This is a genomic window from Bradyrhizobium sp. PRIMUS42, assembly GCF_023006515.1.
GTDB lineage: Bacteria > Pseudomonadota > Alphaproteobacteria > Rhizobiales > Xanthobacteraceae > Bradyrhizobium.
Map to the genome: position 1 here is coordinate 1 of NZ_JALBGZ010000168.1, position 9,997 is coordinate 9,997.

10 protein-coding genes and 1 pseudogene are annotated in these 9,997 nt (G+C 64.1%); 2 read left to right on the forward strand and 9 right to left on the reverse strand.

From position 1 onward, the window contains the following. The 3 genes and pseudogenes from MOV75_RS15145 to MOV75_RS15155 all read right to left on the reverse strand — a co-directional run. A pseudogene (locus MOV75_RS15145) lies at positions 1-552 on the reverse strand (methyl-accepting chemotaxis protein); the annotation flags it as partial. 166 nt (positions 553-718) lie between these two features. Continuing rightward, on the reverse strand, positions 719-1,444 hold the full coding sequence (locus MOV75_RS15150; protein ID WP_246919063.1) for an outer membrane protein: 726 nt from the start codon (positions 1,442-1,444) through the stop codon (positions 719-721). A gap of 225 nt (positions 1,445-1,669) precedes the next feature. After that, entirely contained in the window at positions 1,670-1,990 is a 321-nt protein-coding gene (locus MOV75_RS15155; RefSeq protein WP_246919064.1) for a hypothetical protein, read from the reverse strand. A gap of 194 nt (positions 1,991-2,184) precedes the next feature. Here MOV75_RS15155 and MOV75_RS15160 point away from each other — a divergent pair, with 194 nt between their 5' ends. After that, the gene (locus tag MOV75_RS15160) at positions 2,185-2,469 is read left to right on the forward strand and encodes a hypothetical protein (RefSeq protein ID WP_246919065.1); all 285 of its coding nucleotides are present in this window, start codon (positions 2,185-2,187) and stop codon (positions 2,467-2,469) included. 111 nt (positions 2,470-2,580) lie between these two features. Here MOV75_RS15160 and MOV75_RS15165 read toward each other — a convergent pair whose 3' ends face one another. The 5 genes from MOV75_RS15165 to MOV75_RS15185 all read right to left on the reverse strand — a co-directional run bounded on the left by MOV75_RS15165 (position 2,581) and on the right by MOV75_RS15185 (position 8,483). After that, the gene (locus MOV75_RS15165; protein WP_246919066.1) at positions 2,581-2,790 is read right to left on the reverse strand and encodes a hypothetical protein; all 210 of its coding nucleotides are present in this window, start codon (positions 2,788-2,790) and stop codon (positions 2,581-2,583) included. 514 nt (positions 2,791-3,304) lie between these two features. Continuing rightward, the gene (locus tag MOV75_RS15170; RefSeq protein WP_246919067.1) at positions 3,305-4,924 is read right to left on the reverse strand and encodes an ABC transporter ATP-binding protein; all 1,620 of its coding nucleotides are present in this window, start codon (positions 4,922-4,924) and stop codon (positions 3,305-3,307) included. Between the two features lie 2 nt (positions 4,925-4,926). Next, positions 4,927-5,766: an ABC transporter permease gene (locus tag MOV75_RS15175; protein ID WP_247006098.1), complete on the reverse strand. Its 840-nt coding sequence runs from the start codon at positions 5,764-5,766 to the stop codon at positions 4,927-4,929. Continuing rightward, the gene (locus MOV75_RS15180) at positions 5,763-6,734 is read right to left on the reverse strand and encodes an ABC transporter permease (protein ID WP_247006100.1); all 972 of its coding nucleotides are present in this window, start codon (positions 6,732-6,734) and stop codon (positions 5,763-5,765) included. Before MOV75_RS15180 ends, MOV75_RS15175 begins: the two co-directional genes overlap by 4 nt. Before the next feature lie 198 nt (positions 6,735-6,932). Beyond that, entirely contained in the window at positions 6,933-8,483 is a 1,551-nt protein-coding gene (locus tag MOV75_RS15185; RefSeq protein ID WP_246919070.1) for an ABC transporter substrate-binding protein, read from the reverse strand. Between the two features lie 451 nt (positions 8,484-8,934). Between MOV75_RS15185 and irr the strand changes: the two genes are divergently transcribed. After that, the gene (gene irr / locus MOV75_RS15190) at positions 8,935-9,423 is read left to right on the forward strand and encodes a Fur family transcriptional regulator Irr (RefSeq protein ID WP_247006103.1); all 489 of its coding nucleotides are present in this window, start codon (positions 8,935-8,937) and stop codon (positions 9,421-9,423) included. A gap of 17 nt (positions 9,424-9,440) precedes the next feature. Here irr and MOV75_RS15195 read toward each other — a convergent pair. Continuing rightward, positions 9,441-9,997: tetratricopeptide repeat protein (locus tag MOV75_RS15195; protein WP_247006106.1), on the reverse strand; the 557-nt coding region annotated here is incomplete at its 5' end.

The window sequence follows — 9,997 nt, forward strand, 5'->3', positions numbered from 1 at the left end:
GTCGAGCATGGCCGGGCTGGCCGCGCCGACGAAGGCGCCCTGCGCGCTGCGCAGCGCGTCATATTGCTTGTCGTGTAGGGCGGCGATATCCAGCCGTTCGCGGGCGGCCTTGGCCAGGCTCTGGGCCGCCTCGTTGATGCTCTTCATCGTCTCGCTGAGTCCGGAGACGACATTCTTGTCGCCACCGAGCTCGATGATCTCGTTGAGCTTCTTCTGCGTCTGCTCCTGCAGCTCCTTGAGCTTCGCGGTGCGCTCTTTCAGGGCGTCCTCGGTTTGAGCCGCGAGCAGGGCCGGTCCCTGTGCCGCAAGGCTCGCGCTCAGTGCCGACAATTGCAGGCTGGCGGCAAGGCGCGGAATGTCCCGCCCGCTCAGTTCGGTCATCCGTCCGCCGAGATTTTGCAGCACGAGGCCGGCGCCGGCCGAGATCACGAGGCCCATGCCAGCGATCACCGCGAAGGCCGCGAACAGGCTGCCGCGCACGCCCCAGGTCGGCATCTTGAAACGCGGCCGCATTCGGCCAAGTGAGCCGCTAAGGCTGAGACGGATCGCCATCGAAATTCCCCCAACAATTCTTGTTTCTGCTTGGTGGCCGGCAGTATCCGCACGGCGAGTTAAAAATTCGCAATCTCCGCAAAAGGTTGCGCGTGTTCCGCAGGGCGAAAAAAGAAGGGCCGGCGAAATCGCCGGCCCTGGGTCATCTTAAGATTGCGGTAACCGATCAGTAGCGCGCGACCGCCGGGCTTGCCCAGTTGAAGCGATAGTTGACGCCCGCCTTGATGGTGTGGTCGTCGGTGGTGAAGCTGCCGGTGCCCGCGAGCGGACCGCCGGTGAAGCTCGCCTCGCCGAAATTGTAGTACTGGTACTCGGCCTTGGCCGACCAGTTCGGGGCGAACATGTATTCGAGGCCGGCGCCGACCGTGTAGCCGTTGCGGTGATCGCCAGTGATCACGAACCCGGTCGGCACGCCACCGACGGTCACCTTCTCGTTGTTGTCCGAATAGGCATAGCCGCCCTTCACGTAGACGAGGCCGGGGCCCCAGGTGTAGCCGACGCGGCCGGTGATCGAGCCGAGGCCACGCTGGTCGTTGGTGTAGGCGACGCCGCCCGGAAACACTGCGCCGACGCTGCCGGAGAGCCAGGAATACTGACCTTCGACGCCGACCACGAAGTTCGGGTTGATCTGCCAGTCCGCTCCGACCTGCACGCCGCCGAGGAAACGGCCGTTGCCGTTGTTGCCGGTGGAGAGGCCGTTGAAGTTGTTGTCGCTGGAGAACGCGCCGCCGACATGGCCGCCGATATAGAAACCGGTCCAGTTATAGATTGGCGCGGCATAGGCCGGCGCGGGCGTCTTATAGTAGTTGCGGTTGCCGAGATCGGCGCCGACGGCCGGGGCAGCCGCGCCCATCGCGAGCAGCGCCACGGTCGCAAACAGAATCTTCTTCATAGTCCAAACTCCAACACTAAAGGTCCCCGGCAGGCGCGCTTTTCCGCGCCGGCGTTGGTTTTGCAGATAGCTTGCTTTTGACGAAAATGCTGTCACATGCGTGGCACAGCGAGGCCCAAGCTAACTTATTGGGCTGCAAATGATTTTCGTGCTTAATGTCGGCTTAAGAAATGCTGAAGGAAGGCTTAACTTCGCAGCTTTCCGGTAACCTCTGAGCCTGCTTCATTAACCAAGACGCCGTCGCGCCTCATCGCGCATCTGTTCGCGGAACGCCGCGCGTTTTGCAGGCCGGTCCTCCTCGCGCACGTCATGGCGATCGAAGATGTCGAACTTCTCCAGGATCGGATAGCGCTCGCTCGCCATCGCCAGCACGCGCAGCACTTTGGTCGCCGACGGCGTCGGACCGCTGACCTCCCAGCGCCGGATGGTGTCAGCGCCGCCCTTCTCCGGCAATCCGCAGAGCTTGGCCATGTCGGCCGCCGTGAGCTTGCGCTCGAGGGCGTCGGAGAGGTCGTCGCGGAGTTGCTTCAGTTCGGCGCCGGTCATGCTGCTCGCGTCCAGGGAAGTCACTGATCGCAATGCACTAACGCTGATTCGGGTCGATCCGAAGGCGGCGGATGCGTGCTCCCTGCGCTTCGGCACCTTCGCTCGCGCACGGAGTTATGAACTGAGACCTATGGAAATTGTCCGGTGAATGTACAGTTGAATACCGGGGCGTGCAGCGGGCGAAAGGATCAGCCATGAAAACCATCAAATTCGCCATTGCCGCGCTCATCACGACCGGATTGCTTGCCGCGCCTTTCGCGGCTGAAGCAAAGAAGGTCCGGTCGAGCCGACATTACAGCACGGGTGTGGTGGCGCCGAGCTATAGCGGTGCGCCAGCATCGGCAGCGCAGCCGAGGGCGTCCTACGGGTCATCCGGACAGACGGCCGGCACGGTCACGGCACCGTCGGTCGGCTCGTACAATTGGCCCTCGGTCGGAGTGACCAATTCCGTTCCGACCTGGAGCAACACTACCCGATAGGGCGATACCGTTAGAGCGATACCGTTCGGCGCGTGCGGCGAGGCGCAAGAAGTTGATTTTCGCCGGTGGCGGATTGTCGTCACCGTGCGACCTGCTCGATCAGCTTCGTCGCTAGATTCCCCGGCCGGCCTGCTTCCCGATCACGCAGCGCCACGCTGCCAGTCGCTCGGCCGGATGCTGGTTCATCCAGTCGGCGAGTTGCGGCGCGCCCATCAGGCAGGACTGCACCGAAACCTCCGCAAAATCCGAGGTGGTGACGATCTGCTCGTGACAATTGGTCGGAGAGGCGATGCTGCAAAGCACGGCGATGATCTTGATCACGACAGGTTACTCCCGTCGCGTCCGATGGACCGCCGGCCTCTCGCTGCCTTATCCTGCCCCTCGCTGGCGGGATCAGCCGATGGGAAGATGCTGTCGTAAATGGCGCGTGCCTCTTGAATAAGACGCGCTCGCTCGCGCTCGGACTTTGAGACAAATTGAATAACTTCGCCCATGGTGGCTCCGGATATCAGTTGGCAAATCCGTCATCAGATGACGGTGATCATTCCATTTCGATCTATGGCGCCTGTTTCGGCTTCGAAACGGCGCAGCCGCTCACGTCAGAACAAATGCGCGTGATGGTACTCCGGCGGTCGGATGCCCCGGTTTGCTCTCTCGCGTGAATTGCGAAGCTGCGCAACGCATCACGACGCGCGCGGTCCGATGCCAATTTTCCCTTTGCTGCCGCCAGCAAGGACAATCTTGCCAAGCCAATGCCGTTCAATCGAATATGTTTCTCATCTTGCGGCGGGCAAGTCTTAGAACGATCTCGAATTCGGCTGTCGCACGCGTTCGTTCACGCCGCCGGCGCGCGGTCCTTGCGCCCCGGCACCGCCGCAAGCAGCTCCCGCGTATAGGCATGCTCCGGCGCGGCGAAGAGCTGCGCCGTCGGCTTCAACTCGACGATGGCGCCGCGCTGCATTACCGCGATGCGGTCGCAGATCTGGGCGGCGACGCGCAAATCGTGGGTGATGAACAGCATCGAGAGGCCCAGGCGTACCTTGAGGTCTTCGAGCAGTCTCAAGACTTGCGCCTGCACCGAGACGTCGAGCGCGGAGACGGCTTCATCCGCGACGATGATCTCGGGCTCGAGCGCCAGCGCGCGCGCAATGCCGATGCGCTGGCGCTGGCCGCCCGAGAATTCATGCGGATAGCGTTCGAGCGCGCCGGCATCGAGGCCCACCATCTTGAGGAGATCGCGGGCGCGGTCGAAGGCGATCTTCGGATCGATGCCCGCCGCGATCGGGCCGTCGGCGATGATGTGGCCGATCTTGCGCCGCGGATTGAGCGAGGCGAACGGATCCTGGAAGATCATCTGGATGCGGTGGCGCTCGGTGCGCAGCGCCTTGCCAGAGAGCGACGTGAGATCGGTCTCGCCGATCCGCACCGTGCCGCGGTCCGCCTCGATCAGCCGCATCACGAGCCGCGCCACCGACGATTTTCCGGAACCGGATTCGCCGACGAGGCCGAGCGTCTCGCCCTTGAGGATGTCGAAATTGACCGCGCGCGCCGCATCGACGCGGCGGTCCTCGCGAAACCAGCCGCCGGATGTCACGTAGGTCTTGTCCAGACCGATCACCTCGACCGCCCTGGCCTGATCGTCGAGCGGCTTTCGCTCTGGCGGATCCATCGAGGGCACGGCTGCGAGCAGGGCCTTGGTGTAGTCGTGCTGCGGCTCGTTGAAGACGGTCGCGGCCGGGCCTTCCTCGACGACCTTGCCATGCCGGAGCACGACGACCTGGTCGGCGATGTCGGCGACCACGCCGAAATCATGGGTGATGAACATCACCGCCATGTTGCGATTGCGCTGAAGGTTGCGGATCAGTTTCAGGATCTGCGCCTGCGTGGTGACGTCGAGCGCGGTGGTGGGCTCGTCCGCGACCAGCACGGCCGGCTCGAGCGCCAGCGCCATCGCAATCATGGCGCGCTGGCGCTGGCCGCCGGAGAGCTGGTGCGGATAGGCGCGGACGATGCGCTCGGGATCGGGCAGGCCGACTTCCCGTGCCAAAGCGAGCGCTCTCGCGCGCCGCTCTCCCGGCGTGAGCAGGCCGTGTGCCTCGAACATCTCCGCCATCTGGTCGCCGATCCGCATCAGCGGATTGAGCGCGGTCATCGGCTCCTGAAAAATCATCGCCAGCCTGCGGCCGCGCAGATCGCGCCAGCCGTCGTCATCGAGGTTGAGCAGGTCGCGGTCTTCGAACTGGATCTCGCCGGAGGCGATAGACACCGTATCAGGCAACAGGCCCATCAGCGCATGCGCGCACATCGACTTGCCGGAGCCGGACTCGCCGACGACGCAGACGATCTTGCCGGGCCGCAGGTCCAGCGAGACGCCGTCCACGGCGAACGGACGCTCGGCGCCTTTCGGCAGCGCGATCTTGAGGTTCTTGATGGAGACGGCGGGCGCGGCGCTCATCGTCAGCGTCCCTCTCGCGACAGACGCGGATTGAGCGCGTCGTTGAGGCCTTCGCCGATCAGGTTCAATCCGAGCACGGAGATCAGGATGGCGACACCGGGAAACACGGTGATCCACCAGGCCTGGCGGATCACGGTGCGGCCGGCGCCGACCATGTAGCCCCAGGAGATCAGATTGGGATCGCCGAGGCCGAGGAAGGACAGCGAGGATTCCAGCAGGATCGCGGTCGCCACCATCAGCGAGGCCAGCACGATCACCGGTGACAGCGCGTTGGGCAGGATCTCGCGCAGGATGATCCAGGTGTGCGACTGCCCGGTGACCACGGCGGCCTGGACATATTCGCGCGTGCGCAGCGACAGCACCTCGCCGCGCACGAGACGGGCGACCGGCGGCCAGCTCACCAGCGCGATCGAGGTCACGATCGAATAGATCGAAGGCTGCAGGATCGCGACCAGCACGATCGCGAGCGCGAAGCTCGGAATGGTCTGGAAGAACTCGGTGAAGCGCATCAGGGCGTCATCGACCCTGCCGCCGAAATAGCCGGCCATGGCGCCGATCGGCATGCCGACGATCAGCGCCACCAGCGTGGAGACGAGGCCCACCAGCAGCGAGACGCGTGCGCCAAAAATCATGCCGGCGAACACGTCGCGACCGAGCGCGTCGGTGCCGAGCGGCACCGTCGAGAGTGTGAACGGCGGCAGGAACGGCCGCTGCACCATGCGCCAGGGCGAGTTTGGGAACAGCATCGGCCCGAACAATGCGACCGAGATCGCGAGCACCAGGATGACGAGCCCGATGACGCCGCTCGGGCTCTTCAGCATCGATTTCCAGAACTGTTTCATGAGGCGAATTCGATGCGCGGATCGACCAGTCGGTAGACCAGGTCGGTGATGAGGTTGAAGATCAGCACCATGGCGGAGCAGATCACGAAGACGCCAAGCAGCAGATTGTAGTCGCGCTGGAGCAGGGCGTCGTACATCAGGCGTCCGATGCCGGGCCAGGCGAACACGGTCTCGGTGATGACGGCACCGCCGATCAGCGTGCCGGAATGCACGCCGGCCAGCGTCACGACCGGCAGCAGCGCGTTGCGCAGCACGTGGCGGCGCTGGATCACGGCGTCCGAGAGGCCCTTGGCCCGCGCCGTCTTGACGAAGTCGAGCCGCTTCACCTCCAGCATCGAGGCGCGCGTCATGCGGGTATAGGTCGCCATGAAGAACAGGCCGAGCGTCATCGCCGGCATGATCAGGTGCTTTGCGACATCGACCGCATGGGCGAAGCCGGTGAGGTTGGCACCGACCGTCTCGTAACCAAAACTCGGCAACCAATCCATGGTGACCGAGAACAGCAGGATGCCCATCAGCGCCACCCAGAACAGCGGCATGGCATAGAAGACCAGCGCGAACACGGTGATGGCCGTGTCGAGGAAGGTCCCGGCAAAGCGCGCGGCGAAGGTGCCGAACAGAATGCCGAGCGCGAGCGAGATCGCGAATGCCGTCAGCGTCAGCAGCAGCGTCGCCGGCAGCCGTTCGCCGATCAGCTTTGCGACCGGTGCCTGCTGGCGGAAGGAGAAGCCGAGGTCGAGCGTCACGACGCCCTTGACGTAGATGAAAAGCTGCTCGGGCAGCGGCTTGTCGAGGCCGAACTTTTCCCGGAGCTGCTTGACGAAGACCTGGTCGCTGGCTCCGGCCTCGCCCGCCATCACGACAGCGGGATCGCCGGGCGCAAGCCGGATCAGGAAGAAATTGAGGACGACGATCGCAAGCAGGACGATCACGCCCTTCAGGATACGTTGAGCGACGAAGGAGAGCATCTTAGATGGCGATCAGATCAGGTTGAACGCAGCGACAATCACGGTGCGCTCCCTCTCCCGCTTGCGGGAGAGGGCAGGGGAGAGGGTATTTCCGCAGAGAGGACGCCAAGAGGAGAAAGCCCTCTCCCGCCGCGCTCTGCGAGCGCGTCGACCTCTCCCGCAAGCGGGAGAGGTAAGCGGAGTTCGGAGTGCCCGCCCTCACTTCTCGAGCCATGCGTCCTTGAAGCCGTCATTGACCCCGATGCCCGTGGTGATCAGGTTCTTGACCTTGCAGCGCGTGATGGTCGGGAATTGCAGCTCGAGCATCCAGGCCACCGGCACGTCCTCGACGAGGATCTTCTGCGCCTTCTCGTAGATCTCCTTGCGCTTGGAGTCAGGGGTTGCGACCGCGCCGTCGGCGAACAGCTTGTCGATCTCCGGGTTGGAGTAACCCTCGACATTGTTGAACACCTGGCCCTTGGCGATGGCGCTGGAGACGTAGTTGCGGCCGACGCCGAGGGCGGGGTCGCCGTACTGGTAGAGATAGGTGAAGGCGATGTCGTAATCCCAATCGCCGATCTTCTGGTTGCCGCCGGCAACGTCGGTGGCGATGGTCTCGATATTGATGCCGACGTCCATCAGGTTCTGCTTCACCGCTTCACCCCAGCGCTGCCAGGTCTCGCCATAGGCGAGCGGCAGCAGGCGGATCTTCTCGCCCTTGTAGCCGGCTTCCTTCAGCAGCGCCTTGGCCTTGGCCGGATCGTACGGATATTTCTTCACGTCGTCGGTGTAGTATTTGATGGTCGAGGCGGACGGGCCGGTTGCGACCTTGCCGAGCCCGTTCCAGATCACGTCCTTGGCGAAGTCGCGATCGATCGCATACATGACCGCCTGCCGCACCCGCTTGTCGGCGAGCGGACCCTGGCGGTTGTTGAGCCACAGCCAGGCCAGCGGCGAGAAGAACTCCCAACCGGCGCCGGTGACGCAAGTGTCCTTCAGCTTGGACAGCCGCGGCACGTCGAAGTTCTCGACCGAGCCGCCGGGCAGCACATCGACCTTGCCGGTCTCATACGCCACCGAGCGCGCCGCGGCGTCGGGAATGATCTGCCAGTAGATCTCGTCGAGATAGGGCTTGCCCTTCTCATGATAGTTCGGGTTCTTGACCAGGCGGATGAACGAGCCCTTCTGCCACTCCCTGAACATGAAGGGGCCGGTGCCGACAGGCGCGTTGTTGTAAGGATTGGTCTTGAAGTCGGTGCCGTCATAGAGATGCTTCGGCACCATCGGCATCGATCCGACCTCGAAGATGCCGAGGAACGGGCCGAACGGCTGCTTCAGCGTGAACACGACAGTGTAGTCGTCGGGCGCCTCGACCTTGTCGACCTGCGCGAGGTTGTTGCGGGCGCGCGCATGGGTCTGCTTCAGCATCTCGACCGAGAACAGCACGTCGGCGGCGGTGAAGGGCTTGCCGTCATGCCAGGTCACGCCCTTCCTGAGCTTGAAGGTGTAGGTCTTGGCGTCCTCGCTGACGCTCCAGCTCTCGGCGAGCTCCGGCTGCGGTTCGAGCTTGGGGCTGTAGCGCAGCAGCCCCTCGAAGATATTGCCCGACACCATCTGGGTCGGGCCGTTCTGGACCAGGGCGAGCATCAGGCCGGGCGGCTCGGGCTGGATCACGGCATTGACCACGCCCCCCGTTTTCGGCTCTTGCGCCAGTGCCGGGGCCGTGAGGCCGCAAGCCAGGAGGAGACCAAGCAACACTCGTTTTGGCATGTCGTATCTTTCTCAAGCGACCGGCCGTGAACGCTCCGCAACGTCCTCGCGCGCAAAGCGACGGCCGGCCCATCCCAGTCCCCATCCGATATCGAGGCTCACACAGTCCCGTTCGGCGCCGCAAGATGAAAGTCGCGACAGGGCTCGCACAAAAAATGTACAGCGCGTCCTGTTTTGATGGATCGGCCTCTTATTGCCGGGGAGAGCCATGATGTCGGTCGTTGGCCGACACGCCCGGTGGAACTAGCGACACAGCGTCGCGGGACGGTAGTCGAGCCTTCTTGCGCCACGCGGAATAAACCGGACCGCCTTGCGATAGGTCGGAGGCGGCTGCGCTGCGGATTTGATCCGGATCAAAGCCGAGCCGCCGCCTTTGCGATCGAATGGCAACTGGCGGGACCCGGAACGGCGTGTCCTGCTTCCTTGAGCCGTGAGACGCGTGAGACAATCGATGGACATCCAGGCCACGAATATCCCTGTGGGTGACGATGACGGACCTGATGTCGCCGGCCACGAGCTGCCGCCGGACGCGGGCGTGCAGCACTGCCTGCAATTGCTGGGCAATGCCGGCCTGCGCCCGACGCGTCAGCGCCTCGCGCTCGGCCAATTGCTGTTCCTGGGCGGCCATCGTCATGTCACCGCAGAGAGCCTCTATGAAGAGGCGATGGCGGCGAACGCGTATCTGTCGCTCGCGACCGTCTATAACACGCTGAACCAGTTCACCGAGGCTGGCCTGCTCCGCCGGATCGCGGCCGACGGCATCAAGTCGTTCTTCGACACCGACACATCCGTGCATCCGCACTTCTATCTCGAAGGCGAGGATGTGCTGGTCGATGTTGCCGACGGTCTTGCCTTCACCAAGATCCCCGAGGCGCTTCCCGGGCACGAGATCGCGCGGCTCGACGTCATCGTCCACCTGCGCCGCAAGCGCACGACGTAGGACCGCATCACGGTCGTCTAACGCAACCCCGCGCGCCGAAATCCCTCCAGATAGTGCTCGCGATCGGCCTCATTGGCCCATGGCAGCTTTGTCGCGATCCAGTGCAGCGAGATGTCCGGCTGGGTGCGACGGAGCTCGCCCAGCGCCGTCTCCGCGAGCATCGCGTCGCCCGTCATGCCGGCTGAGACCGCGAGCACGCGGTAGGCGCCGGTGAGATCGCCGCGATGGCGGATCGCCTCGCGCGCGAGCGCGATGGCCTCGTCGTATTGGCGTTCGGTGAAACGCGCATAGCCGGCGATGCCCTGATAGATCGCCAGCGACGGATCGCGCGGTGACAGCCGGATCGCCCTTTGGGCGGCCTCGAACGAATCCTTCGGCCGTCCGGCATAGGACAGCGCCAGTGCGTAATAGCCTTGCGCCAGCGAGAAGTTCGGATTGAGCGCGAGCGCTTGCTCGAACTCGGACAGCGCATCCGCAAGCCGGCGTGTCGAGAAGCAGACGCTGCCGAGTGCGACATGCGCCCAGGCATCCTCATGGTCGCAGCGCAGCGCGGCCAGTGCGGAGGCTTCCGCCA